The sequence below is a fragment of the Rhodococcus sp. OK302 genome, from assembly GCF_002245895.1.
In the GTDB taxonomy this organism is placed as follows: domain Bacteria; phylum Actinomycetota; class Actinomycetes; order Mycobacteriales; family Mycobacteriaceae; genus Rhodococcus_F.
On record NZ_NPJZ01000001.1, the window covers coordinates 132,158 to 149,824 of the forward strand.

20 protein-coding genes are annotated in these 17,667 nt (G+C 61.4%); 12 read left to right on the forward strand and 8 right to left on the reverse strand.

Annotation, left to right across the window (positions count from 1 at the left end; translation table 11 throughout):
- Positions 1-95: 95 nt before the first annotated feature.
- The 5 genes from BDB13_RS00600 to BDB13_RS00620 all read left to right on the forward strand — a co-directional run bounded on the left by BDB13_RS00600 (position 96) and on the right by BDB13_RS00620 (position 3,160).
- Complete coding sequence (locus tag BDB13_RS00600) at positions 96-599, forward strand: MarR family winged helix-turn-helix transcriptional regulator (RefSeq protein WP_094269936.1); 504 nt, start codon at positions 96-98, stop codon at positions 597-599.
- An 11-nt stretch (positions 600-610) separates the two neighbouring features.
- The gene (locus BDB13_RS00605; protein WP_094269937.1) at positions 611-1,669 is read left to right on the forward strand and encodes an LLM class flavin-dependent oxidoreductase; all 1,059 of its coding nucleotides are present in this window, start codon (positions 611-613) and stop codon (positions 1,667-1,669) included.
- A 10-nt stretch (positions 1,670-1,679) separates the two neighbouring features.
- Complete coding sequence (gene msuE / locus BDB13_RS00610) at positions 1,680-2,243, forward strand: FMN reductase (RefSeq protein WP_094269938.1); 564 nt, start codon at positions 1,680-1,682, stop codon at positions 2,241-2,243.
- Positions 2,240-2,752, forward strand: a complete 513-nt coding sequence (locus BDB13_RS00615) for a hemerythrin domain-containing protein (RefSeq protein WP_094269939.1) — start codon at positions 2,240-2,242, stop codon at positions 2,750-2,752. The genes msuE and BDB13_RS00615 overlap by 4 nt, the downstream gene beginning before the upstream one ends.
- A gap of 75 nt (positions 2,753-2,827) precedes the next feature.
- On the forward strand, positions 2,828-3,160 hold the full coding sequence (locus BDB13_RS00620; RefSeq protein WP_094269940.1) for a CD225/dispanin family protein: 333 nt from the start codon (positions 2,828-2,830) through the stop codon (positions 3,158-3,160).
- Between the two features lie 4 nt (positions 3,161-3,164).
- Here BDB13_RS00620 and BDB13_RS00625 read toward each other — a convergent pair whose 3' ends face one another.
- A complete protein-coding gene (locus BDB13_RS00625) occupies positions 3,165-4,298 on the reverse strand; it encodes an alpha/beta hydrolase (RefSeq protein WP_094269941.1) in 1,134 nt (377 codons plus the stop codon).
- A 179-nt stretch (positions 4,299-4,477) separates the two neighbouring features.
- Between BDB13_RS00625 and BDB13_RS00630 the strand changes: the two genes are divergently transcribed.
- Both BDB13_RS00630 and BDB13_RS00635 read left to right on the forward strand, forming a co-directional pair.
- On the forward strand, positions 4,478-5,974 hold the full coding sequence (locus tag BDB13_RS00630) for a flavin-containing monooxygenase (RefSeq protein WP_094274572.1): 1,497 nt from the start codon (positions 4,478-4,480) through the stop codon (positions 5,972-5,974).
- Between the two features lie 23 nt (positions 5,975-5,997).
- On the forward strand, positions 5,998-6,669 hold the full coding sequence (locus tag BDB13_RS00635) for an NAD(P)H-binding protein (protein WP_094269942.1): 672 nt from the start codon (positions 5,998-6,000) through the stop codon (positions 6,667-6,669).
- On the opposite strand, the gene BDB13_RS00640 is transcribed toward BDB13_RS00635, so the two are convergent.
- A complete protein-coding gene (locus BDB13_RS00640) occupies positions 6,647-7,417 on the reverse strand; it encodes an ABC transporter permease (RefSeq protein WP_094269943.1) in 771 nt (256 codons plus the stop codon). The genes BDB13_RS00635 and BDB13_RS00640 overlap by 23 nt on opposite strands.
- A gap of 36 nt (positions 7,418-7,453) precedes the next feature.
- The gene (locus BDB13_RS00645; RefSeq protein WP_094269944.1) at positions 7,454-7,933 is read right to left on the reverse strand and encodes a GtrA family protein; all 480 of its coding nucleotides are present in this window, start codon (positions 7,931-7,933) and stop codon (positions 7,454-7,456) included.
- 100 nt (positions 7,934-8,033) lie between these two features.
- Here BDB13_RS00645 and BDB13_RS00650 point away from each other — a divergent pair, with 100 nt between their 5' ends.
- On the forward strand, positions 8,034-8,741 hold the full coding sequence (locus BDB13_RS00650) for a TetR/AcrR family transcriptional regulator (protein WP_094269945.1): 708 nt from the start codon (positions 8,034-8,036) through the stop codon (positions 8,739-8,741).
- Here BDB13_RS00650 and BDB13_RS00655 read toward each other — a convergent pair whose 3' ends face one another.
- Positions 8,742-9,287 (reverse strand): hypothetical protein, encoded by a 546-nt coding sequence (locus BDB13_RS00655; protein ID WP_094269946.1) that lies wholly within the window; start codon positions 9,285-9,287, stop codon positions 8,742-8,744.
- 86 nt (positions 9,288-9,373) lie between these two features.
- Positions 9,374-10,873, reverse strand: coding sequence for an MFS transporter (locus BDB13_RS00660; protein ID WP_094269947.1), 1,500 nt, complete (start codon positions 10,871-10,873; stop codon positions 9,374-9,376).
- 100 nt (positions 10,874-10,973) lie between these two features.
- Between BDB13_RS00660 and BDB13_RS00665 the strand changes: the two genes are divergently transcribed.
- From BDB13_RS00665 to BDB13_RS00680, 4 genes are all read left to right on the forward strand, one after another.
- Positions 10,974-11,633 (forward strand): TetR/AcrR family transcriptional regulator, encoded by a 660-nt coding sequence (locus BDB13_RS00665; RefSeq protein WP_094269948.1) that lies wholly within the window; start codon positions 10,974-10,976, stop codon positions 11,631-11,633.
- A 46-nt stretch (positions 11,634-11,679) separates the two neighbouring features.
- On the forward strand, positions 11,680-12,531 hold the full coding sequence (locus BDB13_RS00670) for an alpha/beta fold hydrolase (RefSeq protein ID WP_094269949.1): 852 nt from the start codon (positions 11,680-11,682) through the stop codon (positions 12,529-12,531).
- A 163-nt stretch (positions 12,532-12,694) separates the two neighbouring features.
- The gene (locus tag BDB13_RS00675) at positions 12,695-13,696 is read left to right on the forward strand and encodes a pentapeptide repeat-containing protein (protein WP_094269950.1); all 1,002 of its coding nucleotides are present in this window, start codon (positions 12,695-12,697) and stop codon (positions 13,694-13,696) included.
- 398 nt (positions 13,697-14,094) lie between these two features.
- On the forward strand, positions 14,095-15,102 hold the full coding sequence (locus tag BDB13_RS00680) for a pentapeptide repeat-containing protein (protein WP_176459493.1): 1,008 nt from the start codon (positions 14,095-14,097) through the stop codon (positions 15,100-15,102).
- Positions 15,103-15,310: 208 nt separating this feature from the next.
- Here BDB13_RS00680 and BDB13_RS00685 read toward each other — a convergent pair whose 3' ends face one another.
- From BDB13_RS00685 to BDB13_RS00695, 3 genes are read right to left on the reverse strand one after another with little or no spacing between them, the layout of a single operon-like run.
- Positions 15,311-15,655 (reverse strand): winged helix-turn-helix transcriptional regulator, encoded by a 345-nt coding sequence (locus BDB13_RS00685; RefSeq protein ID WP_094269952.1) that lies wholly within the window; start codon positions 15,653-15,655, stop codon positions 15,311-15,313.
- A gap of 24 nt (positions 15,656-15,679) precedes the next feature.
- Positions 15,680-16,573: an acyl-CoA thioesterase gene (locus BDB13_RS00690; RefSeq protein WP_254922652.1), complete on the reverse strand. Its 894-nt coding sequence runs from the start codon at positions 16,571-16,573 to the stop codon at positions 15,680-15,682.
- Positions 16,570-17,664 (reverse strand): CaiB/BaiF CoA transferase family protein, encoded by a 1,095-nt coding sequence (locus BDB13_RS00695; RefSeq protein ID WP_094269954.1) that lies wholly within the window; start codon positions 17,662-17,664, stop codon positions 16,570-16,572. The genes BDB13_RS00690 and BDB13_RS00695 overlap by 4 nt, the downstream gene beginning before the upstream one ends.
- Positions 17,665-17,667: the final 3 nt, after the last annotated feature.

Sequence of the window (17,667 nt, forward strand, 5' to 3'; positions counted from 1 at the left end):
TCGAGCGCCAGTCCGGGAATAGATTCCTCCCGCTCGATGTAATACTTGTGTAAGCAATACTTGCGAGCGCAAATAAATGAGGAGAGTGACCGAGGATGAACACCGACGAACCGGTACGCAGCCGCACCTGGCGCAATCTGGTGGTCGCGCACAGCATCATCCTCGGCAAGATGGAGGCTGATCTTCGCTCCGCCACCGGACTCACCCTCGGCCAGTACGACGTGTTGCTCCGACTCCACGAAGCCCCCGGTAACTCCCTACGGATGGGTGACCTCGCCGAGCAGGTCCTGGTCACCACCAGCGGAGTCACCCGAGTCGCGGATCGCCTGACAGAAGCCGGTCTGGTCGAACGTATCCGCCCGGACAACGACCGTCGCGTCGTCACCATCTCACTCACCCCGGCCGGCAAGAAGACCCTGCGCGCCGCCTCTGACATCCATCGGCGAGGGATAGCGGAATACTTCGCCGATCTCATCGAACCGGAAGAACTCCCGGTCCTCGACAAGTTCTTCGGCCGCCTCGCGGCGCACCACACCAACACGGGAGATGCCTGCGACTTAGGTGTCCGGCAACTCCCCATCACCCCCACGAATCGATAGAGAGAAAAGACATGGCATTCGAACTCGGCATCTACCACTTCGGCGAGCTCACCCCCGATCCCACAACCGGCAAGATGATGAATCCCGGTGTCCACCTTCGCCATCTGGTGGAGCAGGCAACAGTCGCCGATCAAGTCGGACTCGACGTCTTCGGCGTCGGCGAGCATCATCGGACAGACTTCGCAGTCTCGTCGCCCGCAGTCGTCCTGGCCGCAATGGCACAAGCCACCAACTCGATCAAGCTTTCCAGCGCCGTCACGGTCCTCAGTTCCGACGATCCGGTTCGCGTGTTCCAGCAGTTCTCCACGGTCGATCTCCTGTCGGAAGGTCGCGCCGAGATCATTGCCGGCCGAGGCTCGTACACCGAGTCATTCCCGCTGTTCGGTTACGATCTGTCCCAGTACAACGAGCTCTTTGCCGAGAAGCTCGATCTGCTTCTCAAACTGCGTGACGAGAATCCGATCAACTGGGAAGGGAACCTCCGCCCCAGCCTGGTCGACGGTGACGTGACACCGCGCCCGGATCGCCAGATCCCCGTGTGGATCGCCGTCGGCGGCACTCCCGCCTCGGTGGTTCGCGCCGCCAAGCTCGGGCTTCCGTTGTCGCTGGCCATCATCGGCGGTAGTTACCAGCAGTTCGAGCCCTTTGTCGACCTGTATCGCCGGGCGGCAGCCGATTTCGGCCATGACCCGAAGAACCTGAAAGTTTCGATTGCGTCGCCCGGCTTTGTCGACACCTCGAAGCAGGCTGCACTCGATACGTCGTACCCGTACTTCCAGGCCGGCTGGATGCAGAACCATCACCAGCGCGGAAACGGAGTTCCCATGCCGCGCCGGGCTTACGAAGCTCAGGCCACCACGGCCGGTGCATTCTTCCTGGGCGGTCCGCAGGAGATCATCGACAAGACGATGGCGCAGTACGAACTGTTCCATCATGACCGCATCATGATCCAGATGGGATTCGGCAACGTCCCCCAGAAGGACATGCTGCGCGCTATCGAAATCCTCGGCACCGAAGTTGCTCCCGTCGTCCGTAAGGAAATCGAATCCCTGAAAGCATCCGAGAAGTAGGACTCCACTCATGACCACACCACTCAAAGTTGTTGCTGTCGTAGGCAACCTGCAGAAACCGTCGAAAACTCGTGCGCTGGCCGATCTCATCGTCGACACTCTCGGCGATTCCGAGCAGATCGACGCCACCTTCATCGAAATCGTCGATCTGTTGCCAGGGCTGGCGGGAACACTCGATCGCGATCAGGTTGACACAGCCACCGCCGACGCACTGGCTGCGGTGGAAAATGCAGACATCGTCATTGCGGCATCCCCGGTTTTCCGGGGGTCGTATCCGGGATTGTTCAAGCATTTCTTCGATCTGGTGGATCAGTACGCGCTGGCGAACACTCCGGTGATTCTTGCTGCGACCGGCGGCAGTGATCGACACGCACTTGTTCTCGATCACGCGTTACGCCCACTGTTCGCGTTCTTCCAAGCCTGGACCGCTCCGGTCGGAATCTATCTCAGCGCAGGCGATTTCGACGGCACCACTATTCTCAATCCCGAGGTGTTCGAGCGTATCGAGATGGCTGCCCGAGACGTCCTGCCTGTTGCGCGAATGCTGGCGGACCGCGCATCGGTACCGGCATGAAAACTCGATCGACGCCCGCCGGCCGACGCATGGTCGAGCAACTGAGACAGGTCCACGAACCACTGCGAGCCGATGTCGAGGTTCTCGAGCAGGCACTGGTACTGCTGGCTGACGAAACAGCTGACCGCTCATCGATTCCGGACATGATTTCCGGACTCACCATCGCTGATTTTGTGTGGCAACTGCGTGTCAACTGCGATTTCTACTGCAATACCTTGACGTTGCATCACACGATCGAGGATCAACGGATGTTCCCCGTCATGACGCGGAATTTTCCCGAGCTGGCACCGGCAGTCGAGCGGTTGCAATCCGAGCACAAGGCTGTCGGCGAGATCGTCTCGGAAGCAAAGAGAGCGTCACTGCAGTTGAGCACCGATCCGACAACTGTGGAGCGTGCCCGTACCGCCTTCACCGAACTGGCCGATCACATGCAGTCCCATCTCGATTTCGAGGAGGCAACACTGTTTCCGTACTTCCGGAAGATGGATCACGATTGGCACTACGGCTGACCTCGCAAAGGCTCAGTGAATCTTCGGGACAATCGCAGTAGCGTCGAGTAGGAACCCTCTTGTCAGGAGATCCTCATGACCAGTTCGGAACAACCTATCCAGCCTGCCATCCCCCGGAACCCCGAACGTCCACCCGTTAATGCCGGGTGGGCAGTGGCGTCTCTGCTCTTCTTCTGGCCGCTGGCCTTCGCGGCATTCACACATGCCTTCAACGTCTATCCGTTGTGGGCCGACGGCGATGTGGCGGGCTCACGCTACGCGTCGGATCGAGTGAAACGACTGGGGCAGATATCGCTGATCATCGCCGGCGGACTGCTTCTGATCGTGTGCATTCTCTACGCGATTGCTGCAATCGTGTGGGTCGCAAACGGCAACGACCACACGATGCATTACAGAATGCACTACTAGGCGTCTAGCGCATCACCCGATCCGTGAACTCCATCGTCTGATCCATCGACGCCATCAACGATCGACTGTGGGAGACACCGTCGATTTGCTGATATTCGAATTGTGTTCCGCGGACACGCAAGTCGGCAATCTGCGCCCAGGTGAGCGGAATGGGTACCGTCGTGTCGGACGTGGATTGAACGATGCGCAGTGGCCGGTCGTATCCGTCGACGGGCACTTGCAGCATGGAACGCAGGAGGTCGTGCATGTGTGGCGTCCACAAGGATTGAGCAAACAGCGCCCCCAATTGAATGTGTTCGGCAGCAACTGCGCGGCCCAGATCGGCGGCACAGACCGTTGCAGCTTTCTCCATCCACGAAACACCGAGGGGTGAAAGGTACTGGCGAACATTCTCTTCGGACCGTTGATCGTCGATGCCGGCGAGAACGTAGAGCGCATACCCTACGAGACCGCTGATGCCGAGTTCCGGAAACAGCGGGCCACCGAGCGGGAAGAGCCCTTCCATGTGGGTGGGCCCGGCAACAACAACAGTTCCACGGAAGTCCAATTCCGGTGCGCGAGAGCTTGCTTCGTGACCGGCGAAGTACGCCGCGTGTCCTCCTTGCGAGAGACCCGCCACCATCCAGCGGTCGTCGAGGACGTCTCCGTACACCTCATGCGCGGCTCGAACAATGTCGACCGCATTGGCGCCCGCGGCGTGACCGTCGAGATACGCAAGAGTTCCTTCCGTGCCCATACCGGAGTAATCGGTTGCTACCACCGCGTAGCCCGCGGCCAGCCATCGTTCGATGGGTTCGCGTTCCACCACATCGAAACCCGTTGCCGAGGGCGCGCAGGGATCTGCGATGCCTACTGTTCCGTGTGCGTACGAGATCACCGGCCAACCGTCCGGCGGCGGGGTCCCTTCGGGAAGAAATATCGAACCTGACGAGATCCCGGGGTGATCCGCTGTCCGCAGCGTTCGGTAGACAACCCGTTCCGAGACGGCGGCTCCGGCCGGTAGGACGCTCGCTTCGAGAGGCGCGCGCGAGATGACCGATCCGGCAATCGGCTCATCTGCGGTGGCAACTCCCAGGTTGACCAACAACATCGTGCACACGACGGCCAAACCTCCGGCCACCCGCCTGGAACGGACCATATTGATTTCTCCTCGACGTGTCGCCGCCCGTACGAACCTCCATCATCGACCAACCGTCGGCTGAAAATTCCGGTTTTGCTCGGATAATTCCGATCTCGCACTACTGAGCGTCACTCAGTAGTGTGGGTTTCAACCACCCTTCGGCCAATGACGGCGCACTCGATACGGAGTCCGAACAGATGAGCATCGAACACCTCGACGTAGTGATTGTCGGCGCCGGACTGTCCGGCATCGGTGCGGCGTATCGCCTCCAGACCGAGCTTCCCGGAAAGTCTTACACAATCCTCGAAGCCCGCTCGAACAGCGGTGGAACCTGGGATCTGTTCAAGTACCCCGGCATTCGCTCGGACTCCGACATGTTCACTCTCGGCTATCCGTTCCGTCCGTGGACGGACGCCAAGGCAATTGCCGACGGCCCGTCCATCCTTCGTTACGTCCGCGACACCGCTCGCGAGAACGGCATCGATCAAAAAATTCGGTACAACCAGAAGGTGGTAGCGGCATCGTGGTCGTCCGAGACCGCTACCTGGACGGCCACCATCGCCAGCGGCGATCGTATTCACGTTCTGACCTGCAATTTTCTGTATCTCTGCAGTGGGTACTACAGCTATGACGCGGGCTACACACCAGATTTCCCCGGACTCGAGACGTTTGGCGGGACGGTGGTACATCCGCAGTTCTGGCCGGAGGATCTCGATTACGCCGACAAGAAGGTTGTTGTCATCGGAAGTGGCGCTACCGCAGTCACTTTGGTTCCGACGATGTCGCGCACAGCCGAGCACGTCACGATGCTGCAGCGGTCCCCGTCGTACATCCTGTCTCTTCCGTCGAGCGACAAGATTGCTGATTCCGTCCGCAAGATCTTGCCGGACAAGCTGGCACACAGCATAGTTCGATGGAAAAGTGTTCTGATCAATCTCGGGTTCTACCAACTGTGTCGACGCAGCCCGGCGCGGGCCAAAAAGATCCTCAGGTTGGCAGCCAAGAGACAACTGCCCCAAGATGTTCCGCTCGATCCACATTTCACGCCGACGTACGATCCGTGGGATCAGCGCCTGTGCGTCGTCCCCGACGGGGATCTGTTCAAGGCCCTTCGCTCCGGCAAGGCGTCCATTGAGACGGATACCATCGACACCTTCACCGAGACCGGCATCAGACTCTCGTCGGGTACCGAACTGGAAGCCGACATCATCGTCACCGCAACAGGTTTGAAGATGGAAGCCTGCGGCGGCATGACCATCGAGGTGGATGGCGAGGCAGTGACGCTGGGCGAGCGATACGTGTACAAGGGCATGATGATCAGTGGAGTTCCGAACTTTGCCCTGTGCGTCGGATATACCAACGCATCGTGGACTTTGCGCGCAGATCTGACGTCGATGTACGTGTGCCGGTTACTTTCCGAGATGGAGAAGCGCGGTCACACGACGTGCGTTCCCCAGGTGAATGAAGACATGGATCAGCGGCCCATTCTCGATCTTGCGTCCGGATACGTGATGCGCGCCGTCGAACAGTTTCCGAAGCAAGGTTCGAAGTCGCCGTGGAACATGCGTCAGAACTACATTCTGGACCGACTTCACTCCACCCTGGGGAACCTGGAAGACCACATGGAGTTCTCGGGTCCGGCATCTCTCACCCCCGCATCCGTCGGCAAACCGTCCGGTAGGGTTACCAGATAATTCCACGGCTGGGGGGCATTGAAATGAAGGTTGTTATTTTCGGGGCGACGGGAATGGTGGGCAACAGCGTTCTGCGCGAATGCCTGGATGATCCACGAATCGACACTGTTGTCACCGTCGGCCGCAACGCGTCCATCACTACCGACGCGAAGGTCATCGACGTCGTTCATCGCGATCTGCTCAATCTGACGGCAGTCGAAGCAGATCTGGCTGGATCCGACGCCTGCTTCTTCTGCCTCGGTGCGTCCTCCGCGGGAATGGACGAACCTGATTACACCAGGGTCACTCGTGACATCACGCTCTCGGCCGCAACAACGCTCTCACGCTTGAATGCCCAGACGGTGTTCGTCTACGTGTCCGGCGAGAGCGCCGACTCCACCGAGACCAGCCGGACAATGTGGAAACGGGTACGCGGCGGAGTCGAGAATGCACTGCTCGCACTCCCCCTCAACGTCTACATCTTCAGACCGGGATTCATCCGTCCACGCCCGGGATCACCGTCAAAAACCTGGTGGTACAAAGCGTTCTACACAATCTCGGTACCGCTCTATCCGCTGTTGAAAAGGATGCTGCCGGGCAGTGTCACCACCAGCGAGAACATCGGAAAAGCCATGATCGCCCTCGCTGTGAACACCCCGGATCTTCCCGATCGTGTTCTACACAGCGACAGGATCAACGCACTCGCGTCGGCCTGACAGCCCGGTTTCGATAGACAAATCCCCGCGCCACCAATTCCAACGCCACTGCCACCGAGCAGGTTTGAGCCAGCAGCAATCCTGCCAACACGAGGATTTGGACGGCGCCGGCTTGCACTGCCGAACCCGTGGCAAGCAGTACACCGACAAACGCACCGGGCAATGTCACGAGGCCAACGGTTCGGGTTTGGTCCAGCCCGGGCAGCAAGGCGTCGGCACCCGCGGTGCGAGCCACTTCCCATCGCGCATCCCGCTGCGAGAAGCCAAGGCTGAGAGCGGCTTCCACTTCTCCGTATCGTCCGTCGATGGCGTCGAGACCACGCTTGGCAGCCAACGACGTTGCCGTCATGGCACCGCCCATCACGATTCCACCGATCGGCACCAGCGCCACGCCTTCGAGGGGCACGACCCCGGAAACCAGCATCAGGGGAAGCACAACACCGACTCCCGACGCCACCGCAACGCTCAACCATGCACCGGAGATTCCGGCCAGGGATCGTCGTGCCGCGGTATATGATGCTGCACCGAACATTCCGATGAGAACGAGCACCGCCGACCAGATGTGCGCGAGGGCCGCAGCCAGGATCACGGAGATCGCTGCGAGCTGCAATGCTCCGCGCACCACCGCGCCGGGAACGGCGCGGACGCTACCGAGGTGAGTGAAGCGATAGATCACGGCCGCCAGTACGGCCATTGCGAGACAGAGCAGTCCCAACCGGATTCCGGAGTCGGCTATCGAAATGCTCATGGGTCTCAGTGTTCCCCACGTCGCGAGCGAGTTCGGTCAGAACACCCAACCGCGAAGGGCAACAAAGCGCAGGCCTCCGACGAGGGCGCTCACACCGATCACGAATCCGGCCTGCAGAACACCCGAGACCCCGGGGAGAAGGAAACCCAACGCGCTGATGGCCGCCGAACTGGCCGCCAATCCGATCAGCGCAAGTCCGCCGCCTTCCCACTGTGCGGTGAACCAGTGGACGCGATCAGCGGCGTGGAAGGTGAGCCGGCGGTGAAGTTCGTTGGCCAGGATGGTGCTGAGCACTGCGCCGACAGCATTTGCGAGAAGGACACCGTCGCCGTGAAGCGCAAGGAAGGCACCGAAGTAGAGGATGTTGCTGATTCCGCCGACAAGAGCGAACCGAATGAGCTGAACGAATGCGCGATCACCGGTGAGGAGTCCCGTCAATTTCGCCGAGATGCCACCCTTTTGCCTACCTACCACCGAGGTCGGATTGCTCCCGACCCAGATGTCAGACGTGCTCATATGTAGCTTCTCTCGTGAAATTAATCGGAACCATACGTTCCGCTTAGCAATATAGCACTAGCGGAACCGAGCATTCCGCTTAGTGTCGTAGACTGTGAGGATGCCGACAACACACCCCGACGCGCCTGGTGCGGGAATCTCGGCCGACTGCACGCCACCGCGCCTGCGCGCCGACGCAAAAGCCAACCTCGAGCGCATCCTCCACTCCGCTCGAGCAGTCTTCGGCGCCCAAGGCCTCGACGCCACCCTGGCCGACGTCGCGCGCCATGCCGGCGTGGGAGTCGGAACTGTCTACCGACGGTTCGCCAGCAAAGACGAACTGATCCAGGCTCTCTTCGACACCCGCTGCGCCGAGATCGAATCCCTCGCGACCATCTCCCTCGAGGCGCCCGACGCTTGGGCCGGCCTCGTCCACTATCTCGAAGAAATTTCACTGCGCATGTCCGACAACCGCGGTTTCGGCGACCTCCTCATGGACAGCCGCTTCGAGTCCGACGCGTTTTCCAAGGCCCGCGCGAGCATCACTCGCAGCACCGCCGCCCTCGTCAATCGCGCCAAGGAGCAGGGAACGCTGCGCAGCGACTTCGAGATCAATGACGTCCCTCTCCTGATGCAGACAATCAAGATGGCGCAGAACTTCGGCGGCGACGAAGCCCCTCAGGCGTACCGACGAGTGCTCGGGTTCATGATCGACGGACTGTGCAGCTCACGGTCCGCGCCCCGCGAGCTTCCGGTTCCTGCGCTCAGTACCGATCAACTCGACCATGTCCTGCATCGCTGCCGATCAGCTTCCGACGGCGGCTGCTGATCAGATACTCAGCGCCGACATTATCTCGCTGAATGCGCCCTCTCGCCCCGGCAAGATGACCTTCTGAAACAGCGTCAGCACGCACTCGTCGAGTTGGTCCGTCGCGGAAAAACTCTTGCGCGACACATCGATTGAACGAAGACCGTGAGCTCGCACGTACCGGGCCAACTTGGTTCCGTCGCGCAGTGCCGTTGCCTTGCGCCCCGACGAATGTTCGAACCGATACCGACGTCCGGCTACTGCAACTTCGCAGAATTTGTTCCGGCGCCGCATCGCGCCCAGTTTTCCGTCCGAAACGCTCACGGCACCCACACCCGGCAACTGTAAGGTCGCAGGCTTGCCTTTGATCAGGGCCGGACCGTATCGATCGATACGTTCAGCCGTGGATTCCCGCTTCCAACTGCCGAAATGACCTGTGAACTCGCTATCCGAAGCCGGAAAGAGTTCACCGCGCAGCACACCGGCCGGATCGAAAATAGCCACTGATGAGAGGTCTGCCGCGATTTGCACAGACCAGCCGGTGTCGGTCGGACTTTTCCACTTCATGCTCAGCAGTATTCCGCACCGGCCGGGGCCAGTATTCCGCACCGGCCGGGGCCACCGTTCACACGGCGGTGACCCCAGCACGTTCGTCAGTGCGCGAGGACCAATTCACCCTCAGGTGCCGACGGAAGCAGACCACTGCGGATGACCAGCCCCGTCAACACTGCGCCGACCACGAAAATGGCTGCGGCCCAATAGAACGTCGTTGTGTAACTTTCGACGGCTGCCTGCGCTTGTGTCAGCGGATTCATCTCGCGGCCGACCAGATACTTGGTGGACGCCGATGCTGCGATAGTGCTGAGCAGTGCGGTACCGATGGAACCGCCTACCTGCTGCATCGTATTGACCGTCGCCGAGGCAACTCCGGCGTCCTCGTATCGAACTCCCGAGGTGGCGCCCTGCATCGACGGCGCGAAGATGGTGCCCATACCGAGGCCCGTCACGATGAGTCCGGGCATGATGTGGACGGCATAGGTGCTGTCGACGGAAATCTGCGCCAGAATTGTCAATCCGATTGCAGCGATCACCATTCCGCTCGGGATGAGGATTCGCGGACCGAATCTGGGCAGGAACACTGCCGTCGACAGTGTGGCCGCGGTGACGATTCCCGCAACCATCGGCATGAAGGCCAGTCCGGTAGCGATCGGCGTGTAGCCGAGGATCAGCTGCATGTAGTAGGTCAGGAACAGGAAGACCGCGAACATGCCTATGCCGGAAAGGAATATGGCCAGGTACGCGCCGGCACGAATCCTGTCGGCTACCACGCGCAGCGGAAGCAACGGATGGTCGGACTTGGTCTGCCAGTAGATGAATGCGGCCATGAAGACGACGCCCGTACTCAGCCACGCGATGGTGGGGCCTGAACTCCAGCCGTCGGACTCTGCCTTGGAGAATCCGAAGACGATGCTGAACAAGCTGATCGCCACCAGGATTGTTCCCGGGATGTCGAGTTTCGGCCTGTCACTGGTCGCGACGTGGGGCGCGAACAAGATCACAGCTCCGACCAATGCGATTGCCGCGAAGAAGAGATTGACGAAGAGGCACCAGCGCCAGTCGACCCATTCGGTGAGCGCACCGCCGAGCAGTAGTCCGACAGCGCCACCGGCGCCGGCAACGGCACCGAAGATTCCGAAGGCCTTTGCGCGTTCAGCCGGGTCGGTGAAGGTCACCGTCAGCAAGGACAGCGCCGCCGGTGCAAGAAGTGCACCAAAGACACCTTGACCCGCACGTGCGGCGACAAGCATCTCGAAGTTGACGGCGGCACCACCGATGGCCGAGGTGACCGCAAAACCGATCAGGCCGACGATGAAGGTGCGCCTGCGACCGAACAGGTCGCTCAGCCGACCGCCGAGCAGCAGCAAGCTGCCGAAGGCCAAGGCGTAGGCCGTGATGATCCACTGACGATCGGAATCCCCGAACTCCAGTGAGCGCTGCGCAGCCGGCAGCGCGATGTTGACGATGGTGGCATCCAAGACCACCATGAGCTGCGCAATTCCCAGAACCGCGAGAATCAGCCACCGTTTTGCGTGGTTGTCCCCTGAAGGCGCCGGGGACTGCTCGGTTTCAGTCCACTCAGCAATGTCTGACATATTCCCTCACCCAACCTATGCGGAGATGGCTTCTCCGGTTAGAAAAAACGGTACACCCAAACGGAGATGTTGTCTCCACTTGGCGAGTAAACTGGACATCATGAGTACCGCAATGGAACGCCCGCTTCGCGCCGACGCCGCACGCAATCGGCAGTTGATCATCGATGCCGCACGCGAGCTGTTCGCCGAAGAAGGAATCGACGTCACGCTTGACGACGTCGCTCGCCGCGCGGGTGTCGGCGTCGGAACGGTGTACCGACGATTCTCCAACAAGGAAGAGTTGATCGACGGCGTCTTCCAGCAGAATTTTGCCGATATGGCTGCCGCCACCGAAGCCTCTCTCGCCAATCCTGATCCCTGGGACGCGCTGGTCACTTTTGCCGAATTCGCTTGTGGCCGTATGTCGGTCAATCGTGGACTCAAAGATGTTCTCAACGGAACCGACGAAGGGTGCGAGCAGGTCGCAGGCCAGCGATCCATTATCGAACCGGCCGTCGAAGAAATATTCAAGCGGGCACAAGACGCCGGAATGCTGCGCCCCGACGCAGTGCCCACCGACCTCTTCGGCCTCATCTTCATGGTCGGTGCCGTCACCGAGTTCGCCCAACCCGTCAATCCGACCGTGTGGCGTCGGTACATGTCGGTAATGCTCGACGGACTCCGCACCGAGGGCCTGCACCGTGACCCACTCCCCCTGCCGCCCTTGTCATCCGATGAACTGCACGAGGCCAAGCAGCTACTGAAGACGCGGAAGCGATAAGCCACTAACCGCCCCATAAAACTGCAACATGTTCTAGCATTGCCGAATGGACGTGAGCTACGAGGGAACCAAGCGGGAAGTAGCAACAGACAAGGGAATCTTGCGCTATCACGAGGCCGGCGACGGCCCACCGCTAATCCTGCTGCACGGCTCCGGAATCGGAGTCAGCGGATGGCGAAATTACCGCGGAAACCTGGAGGTCTTCGCTGAGCACTTCCATTGCTACATACTGGAGTTCCCAGGTTTCGGTATCAGTGACCCCGTCGACGGACACCCGGTTATCACTGCCAGTTCGGCAGTTATCCGCTTCATGGACGCACTCGACATTTCGTCGGCGGCAATGATCGGCAATTCGATGGGCGGCGTCGTCGGCGTCAACGTGGCCATGCGACATCCCGAGCGGGTGAGCAAACTGGTCACCATCGGCGGGGTGGGCCCAAATATCTTCAGCCAAAACCCCAGCGAGGGAACGCGTCTACTACAGCAGTTCGCTGACGCCCCCAGCCGCGAAGGACTGGTTCACTGGCTCGAATGCATGGTGTTCGACCCCAGCGTCATCACCGAGGAACGGATCGAGGAACGCTGGGAAACCGCGAACGATCCGGCCTCACACCAGAGCCTGGAGGCGATGTACGGCTCCAAAGCATTTGCAGCGCAACAGCAGATGATGTCCAAGTCGGATGTGCCGCCGTACTGGTCGATGATGCACAAGGTGCAGTGCCCGACTCTGCTCACCTGGGGTCTCGACGACAGGCAGTGCCCGCCGGATATGCCGATGATCCCGCTGCGGCTCATCCCCAACGCCGAGCTGCACATCTTTCCCAACTGCGGTCACTGGGTGATGGTGGAAGCCAAGGAAGCATTCGAACGAGTCACGACCGAGTTCCTCCTCCGATGAGCTGAACCTCGAAGTGATCTACAGCTCGTTGGTAGTGCACTTTCGGTGCGAGCGGTCTTCACCGATCCACTGGAAACAGGGAAAATGTCCGGTACTTTTACTCGGTGGTTGCTTCCGGTAGCCGCACCGCACCGTGTGCGGACAGCCAGGGAAGGGCACAACCATGACATCTTCTGATCTTCTCCACCGGCGGACCCGCCCTCGCCGTGGCCGTATCGCTGCCGCATTCGGTGGTGTTGTTCTCGCGGCGGCCGCGGTCGTGACTGCCAGCACCGGCCTCGCCGCCGCCGCAACACCCGACCAGACCCTCACCGACGCCTGCACGCATTACGAGCCGGACCCGGACCCGACCGCCGTTCCTCCCCGAGTGTCCAACTGCCACGGCGCGAACCTGGAGCTCGCGAACCTGGCCGCCACGAATCTGACTGGCGCGAACCTGACCGGCGCGAACCTGGCCGGCGCGTTCCTGGCCGGCACGAATCTGACCGGCGCGAACCTGACCGGCGCGAACCTGGCCGGCGCGTTCCAGATCGAAGCGACCCTGACCGGCGCGAACCTGACCGGCGCGAATCTGACCGGCGCGAATCTGATTCCGGCCGCTATCACGGTGCCCGCCACATCCGTCGCCAGCGCCACCGTCACCTGGACCTTCCCCACCCTGCCCACCGGACTGGACCGCAGCACCTGTGATCGAGCCTCCGGAACACTGTTCCCCGTCGGCAACACCCTCGTCACCTGCACGGCAGGCAACAGCAAGGGGTCCGGTTCGGGAACCTTCACTGTCACGGTCACCCCCTATCCCGTAGCGCCGACCTTCGTCAACCCCCCGATGCAGCAGTTGCGCGCCGTTGTCGGTACCGCGTTCACCCCGGTCACATTCACTGCGACCGGAACCCCGGAACCGATCACCATCATCGTGACGGACAAGACGCAGCTTCCGCCGGGAATGACCTTCGAAAATGATCCCGTCACGGATGTCCCGACTTTGGCCGGCACACCGACCACCGCGGGTAGCTACACCTTCACCGTCACCGCAACGAACGGCACCACCCCCGACGCGACTCTGCAGGTGACGGTCGTTGTCGCCGACGCACCGGTGGTCGACCCGCCGGCGACCGGATCGCTCGGTTCACTCGGTTCGCTGGGCTCGATCTTCGGTAGCTGAGCTGAGTTGACGTAACCGCACCACCCCCATCGATAGAACAGTCGAAGCCTCTCACCTGGTGGTGAGAGGCTTCGTCGTTGGTTCCGGCCGAAATTCTCGGTGAACTGCTCGTGGTGCCCGTCAATACCAGGACTCGTCAGATCCCCTCGTTGCAACCCGTTTATCCCGTGTGTCCGATACGACGCAGTGATGTACCGGTCATCGGTGGTGCACTTTTCAGTGCGGGCATTCTTCACCGATCCGGCCGTAACAGCATGAATGTCCGGTACTTTTGCTGGGTGGTTGCTTCCGGTAGCCGCACCGCACCCCGTGCGGACACAGCCCGTGCGGACACAGCCCGGAAAGGGCACCCCACCATGACAAGAACCGAGAACCAGCACAAAAACCTGCCTCGAAGAATGACCCGCGCACCGATCACCGCTGTAGTGGGCGGGGTTGTTCTCGCCGCGTCGGTGATGTTCGGGACTGCTGTCGGACCCGCCGCAGCAGCGGAGACCCCCGCTGAACTCCTCACCAGGGTGTGCACGAGGTACGTCCCCAACCCCACCTCCTTGACCTATACCGATTGTTCCAACCGAACCTTGAGCACCGCGGTTCTGACCGGCATGGACCTGCGCTACGCGAAACTGACCAAGACGGACATGACCGGCGCGATCCTGACCGGCGCGAAACTGAGCAACGCGGACCTGACCGAGGCGAGACTGGACTCCACATCCCTGTTCGATGCGAACCTGACCGGCGCAAAACTGACCGGCGCGACCCTGACCGGCGCGAACCTGACCGCCGCGAACCTGACCGGCGCAGATCTGTCCGGCGCCATCCTCACCAACGCGAACCTGACCGGCGCAGATCTGACCGGTTCCTCTCTGATTCCGGGAGATGTCACGGTGCCCGCCACACCCGGAGTCGGGACCGCCCCGACCCTGCCCACCGGTGTGGACTTCAGCACCTGCAGCCTTGCCTCCGGAACACTGTTCCCCGCCGGCACCACCACTGTCACCTGCACGGCAGGCAACACCATGGGGTCCGGTTCGGGAGCCTTCACTGTCAACGTGACCCCGTACACCGTGGCCCCGGCCTTCGTCGACCCTCCGCTGCAGCAGTTGCCCGCTGTCGTCGGCACCGCGTTCACCCCGGTCACATTCACCGCGACCGGAACACCGGAACCGATCACGATCATCGTCACCGACAAGACGCAGCTTCCCCCCGGAATGACGTTCGAGAACGACCTGGTCACCGGCATTCCGACCTTGGCCGGAACACCGACCACTACTGGCACTTACACCTTCACTGTCATCGCCACGAACGGCACAGCCCCTGACGCCACTCTGCAGGTCACGGTCGTTGTCACCGCGCCGCAGGCGACCGGATCCCTCGGTTCGCTGGGCTCGATATTCGGTAGCTGAGCTGCGATTCGCCCCTCCTGAGCGGAGGAACGGCTCCGCGAGCTGTGGTCTCAACCCACGGAGCCTTGTCCACAATCGCCACCGGTTGCGACCCTGGACCGTGCACCTTGTTCGATCGCGAATCACCGCGAATCACCGCGAACTCGATGTGATCCAGAACACTATTTGGCGGGAGGTTGCAACTACGTTGCGACTTCGACCGACGCAGTCACGACGCTGGACAGTCCGCCGCCGGCAGGTTCTCGGCGGCCCACGTCGTCAGCTCGTTCAAGGCCGGCAACAATGCATGCCCCGACGCTGTGAGCTGGTATTCCACCGCGACGGGCGGACCGGCGTCGACACTGCGAACCACCAGTCCCGCGCCCGCCAATTCCGTCAACCGCTCGGAGAGCACCGAGTCACTGATCCCGCCGACAGCCCGCTTGAGCTCGGCAAACCCTGCCGGCCCGCTCAGCAGCGTGCCGAGAATGACACCGCTCCAGCGTTTGCCCAGAAAGCTGAAGGCACGCGCCAATGCCGCATCACAAACACGGGCTTCGCTCTTACCTGGCATTGCCACATCCTAGGCTCCGACGAATTACATGCCGTCGATTCGCCGCAAGAGCGACTCCTGGACCACGGTTGCAGCCAAGACGCCGTCACGCGTCCAGAAAGTTCCGGTCGACAACCCACGTCCGTCGGTCGCGGAGTCGCTCTGCTGTCTGAACAGCATCCACTCGTCGGCTTTGAAGGGTCGATGGAACCACATCGCATGATCGAGTGAGGCCATCATGATGCGCGTCGGGTCTTCCATCAGTGAACTGTGCGGCTGAATGTCGAGGGATGCCGTCGACGCCAATGTCAGGTCCGACGCGTAGGTCAAGGCCCCCATGTGAAGCACCGGATCGTCGGAAAACTGTCGGAGCGGTTTGAACCACACGCATTGTTCGGTGCGCCCGTTCTGCCCGCGCAGTACGTTGTCCGGAACAAATCTCAGCGACATCACACGGTGGGTGATGTTCCGGCGAAAATGTTCCGGGCGCAGACGGGCCCAACGTTCGTACGGATCCGGAAGGTCCTCCGGACTCGGCACGTCGGGCATGTCACTCTGTCGGTCATCACCGAACTCGGGGAGTTTGAACGACGCCGAGAGCGTGAAGATCGGCTCGCCGCCCTGCACTGCCGTGACCTGACGAGCGCAGTACGTCCGACCGTCCCGAACGCGCTGCACCTCATAGCTGATGGGCGCGCCCGGAACTCCCGCACTGAGAAAGTACCCGTGCATCGAGTGCGCCATCATCTCGCCGGGTACAGTCCCGCCGGCAGCCGTCAATGCCTGCGCCGCAAGGTGTCCGCCGAATATCCGCCCCGGAGAACCGGCATGGCACGATCCTCGAAATCTGTCGGAACCGAGATTCTCCAGTATCAGTAGGGTCTGCAGATCGAGAACCTCGACGTTATGTGCGGGCGCCTCCGCATCAGCGAATTTCACGCCCATAGCGTCCCTGCGTCAACAGGTTCGGTGGCCGGGGGCGTCGGCAGACCGGGATCTGAGCGGGAGAATCGCGGTGCCGGCCGGTGCTGCGTGACACCATCGAGTTCCACCAACGATTCACGATGAGCCACATGCGGATTCGACGACGCCTCCGCAAACGTCAGCACCGGAGTAGTGCACGCGTCGGTACCGTCGAAAATGGCCGCCCACTCGTCGCGAGTCTTCGACAGGAACACATCCGCGAACACCTTCTTCATCTGCGGCCAGGCGTCCTTGTCGTTCTGCCCGGGCAACGATTCCGGGTCCAGCCCCATCCCGCCCAGCAGGAGCGAGTAGAACTGCGGTTCGACCGCGCCGACGGCCATGTACTTACCGTCGGAAGTTTCGTACGTGTCGTAGTACGGCGCTCCGGTGTCAAGCATGTTCACGCCGCGCTCGTCCGACCAGCGGCCGAGTCCGCGGAAATTCCACATCATGTGTGAGAGAGCCAGAGTCCCATCCACCATTGCCGCGTCGACAACCTGCCCCTGCCCGGAATTCTGTCGCTCGAGAAGCGCAGCAAGAATTCCGAACAGCAGGAACATCGAGCCGCCACCGAAGTCGCCCACCATGTTCAGCGGTGGCACCGGACGCTCTCCCTGCCGGCCGATCGCATGCAGAACACCGGTCAGCGAAATGTAGTTGATGTCGTGGCCGGCCACCTGCGACAGCGGACCTTCCTGGCCCCACCCCGTCATCCGGCCGTACACCAGACCTGGATTACGTTGCAGCGCAACATCCGGTCCTAGTCCGAGCCGCTCGGTGACACCGGGCCGAAATCCCTCGATGAGCACGTCAGCGCGCTCGATCAAGCCGAGGACTACCTCGATGCCGGCCGGATCCTTGAGGTTCACCTCGGTGATACGACGCCCACGCTGAGTCTGGTCACGAGGCTGACCCGGTCCGGGGATCAGCCCGGCGCGCTGGACACGGACAACGTCGGCCCCCAGATCTGCGAGCAGCGTCGCTGCGTGCGGACCCGGACCGATTCCGGCAAGCTCGACGACTCGAATACCGGCGAGCGGACCTCGACCTGTGGTGGTAGCCATTAT

Excerpts from the sequence above, each read along its gene's own strand:
- BDB13_RS00600 (WP_094269936.1), top strand. The coding sequence starts at position 96 with ATGAACACCGACGAACCGGTACGCAGCCGCACCTGGCGCAATCTGGTG.
- BDB13_RS00605 (WP_094269937.1), top strand. The coding sequence starts at position 611 with ATGGCATTCGAACTCGGCATCTACCACTTCGGCGAGCTCACCCCCGAT.
- msuE (WP_094269938.1), top strand. The coding sequence starts at position 1,680 with ATGACCACACCACTCAAAGTTGTTGCTGTCGTAGGCAACCTGCAGAAA.
- BDB13_RS00615 (WP_094269939.1), top strand. The coding sequence starts at position 2,240 with ATGAAAACTCGATCGACGCCCGCCGGCCGACGCATGGTCGAGCAACTG.
- BDB13_RS00620 (WP_094269940.1), top strand. The coding sequence starts at position 2,828 with ATGACCAGTTCGGAACAACCTATCCAGCCTGCCATCCCCCGGAACCCC.
- BDB13_RS00625 (WP_094269941.1), bottom strand. The coding sequence starts at position 4,298 with ATGGTCCGTTCCAGGCGGGTGGCCGGAGGTTTGGCCGTCGTGTGCACG.
- BDB13_RS00630 (WP_094274572.1), top strand. The coding sequence starts at position 4,478 with ATGAGCATCGAACACCTCGACGTAGTGATTGTCGGCGCCGGACTGTCC.
- BDB13_RS00635 (WP_094269942.1), top strand. The coding sequence starts at position 5,998 with ATGAAGGTTGTTATTTTCGGGGCGACGGGAATGGTGGGCAACAGCGTT.
- BDB13_RS00640 (WP_094269943.1), bottom strand. The coding sequence starts at position 7,417 with ATGAGCATTTCGATAGCCGACTCCGGAATCCGGTTGGGACTGCTCTGT.
- BDB13_RS00645 (WP_094269944.1), bottom strand. The coding sequence starts at position 7,933 with ATGAGCACGTCTGACATCTGGGTCGGGAGCAATCCGACCTCGGTGGTA.
- BDB13_RS00650 (WP_094269945.1), top strand. The coding sequence starts at position 8,034 with ATGCCGACAACACACCCCGACGCGCCTGGTGCGGGAATCTCGGCCGAC.
- BDB13_RS00655 (WP_094269946.1), bottom strand. The coding sequence starts at position 9,287 with ATGAAGTGGAAAAGTCCGACCGACACCGGCTGGTCTGTGCAAATCGCG.
- BDB13_RS00660 (WP_094269947.1), bottom strand. The coding sequence starts at position 10,873 with ATGTCAGACATTGCTGAGTGGACTGAAACCGAGCAGTCCCCGGCGCCT.
- BDB13_RS00665 (WP_094269948.1), top strand. The coding sequence starts at position 10,974 with ATGAGTACCGCAATGGAACGCCCGCTTCGCGCCGACGCCGCACGCAAT.
- BDB13_RS00670 (WP_094269949.1), top strand. The coding sequence starts at position 11,680 with ATGGACGTGAGCTACGAGGGAACCAAGCGGGAAGTAGCAACAGACAAG.
- BDB13_RS00675 (WP_094269950.1), top strand. The coding sequence starts at position 12,695 with ATGACATCTTCTGATCTTCTCCACCGGCGGACCCGCCCTCGCCGTGGC.
- BDB13_RS00680 (WP_176459493.1), top strand. The coding sequence starts at position 14,095 with ATGACCCGCGCACCGATCACCGCTGTAGTGGGCGGGGTTGTTCTCGCC.
- BDB13_RS00685 (WP_094269952.1), bottom strand. The coding sequence starts at position 15,655 with ATGCCAGGTAAGAGCGAAGCCCGTGTTTGTGATGCGGCATTGGCGCGT.
- BDB13_RS00695 (WP_094269954.1), bottom strand. The coding sequence starts at position 17,664 with ATGGCTACCACCACAGGTCGAGGTCCGCTCGCCGGTATTCGAGTCGTC.